The sequence below is a fragment of the Kitasatospora sp. NPDC101447 genome (assembly GCF_044767225.1).
GTDB lineage: Bacteria > Actinomycetota > Actinomycetes > Streptomycetales > Streptomycetaceae > Kitasatospora.
Genome location: NZ_JBIWNL010000096.1, coordinates 1 through 1,043, shown reverse-complemented (window position 1 = coordinate 1,043; position 1,043 = coordinate 1). Strand labels below are relative to the sequence as shown.

The 1,043-nt window shown below is 69.4% G+C and carries 1 protein-coding gene; it reads right to left on the bottom strand.

The genetic code is table 11. The features are described 5' to 3' along the window. The coding region (locus ACIRST_RS42450; RefSeq protein WP_402810161.1) for an amino acid adenylation domain-containing protein at window positions 1-1,043 on the bottom strand (1,043 nt) is incomplete at both ends.

Below are 1,043 nucleotides of genomic sequence, written 5' to 3'. Positions count from 1 at the left end.
GGCAGCGCACGACGATCCAGCTTCCCGTTCGGCGTCAACGGGAACGCCTCCAGCACGACGAACGCCGACGGCACCATGTACTCCGGCAGCCGGCCCGCCGCCAGCGCCCGCAGCTCCGCCGCCACCGGACGGCCCTCCCCCGCGGGCACGACATACGCCACCAGGCGCTTGTCCCCCGGCCGGTCCTCGCGGACCAGCACCGCCGCCTGCGCCACGTGCCCGTGCGCGGCGAGCACCGACTCGATCTCACCCAGCTCGATCCGGAAACCACGCAGCTTCACCTGGTCATCGACCCGCGACAGGTACTCCAACTCCCCGCCCCGCGTCCACCGCACCAAGTCACCCGTGCGATACATCCGCGAACCCGCCGAACCGAACGGATCCGCGACGAAACGCCCCGCCGTCAGCTCCGGCCGACGCCAGTACCCCCGCACCACACCCTCACCCGCGATGTACAACTCACCCGGCACACCCGCCGGAACCGGACGCAAACCGGCGTCCAGCACATACACCCGGGTGTTCGCGATCGGACGGCCGATCCGCGGCGAACCCGCCGCCTCACCCACCACATCCCACACCGTCGACCACACCGTGGTCTCCGTCGGCCCGTACATGTTCGCCACCGACACCGCACGAGCAGCCAACTCCACCGCCAGATCCGACGGCAGAGCCTCACCACCCACCAACACCCGCAACCGCTCCACCACCGAAGCGTCCTGCACCAACACCGCCCGCCACAGACTCGGCGTCGCCTGCATCACCGACGCACCCGAAGACCGCACCAGCGCACACAACGCCACCGGATCCCGCACCACATCCCGAGCAGCCACCACCACCGCCGCGCCACGCACCAACGGCACGAACAACTCCAGCCCCGCGATGTCGAAACCGACCGTCGTCACCGCCAACAACCGATCCCCCACCCCCAGACCGAACCGATCACCCATCGCAGCAACGAAGTTCACCAACGCACCCTGCGGAACCACCACACCCTTCGGCAGCCCCGTCGACCCCGACGTATAGATCACATACGCCGACGCCGA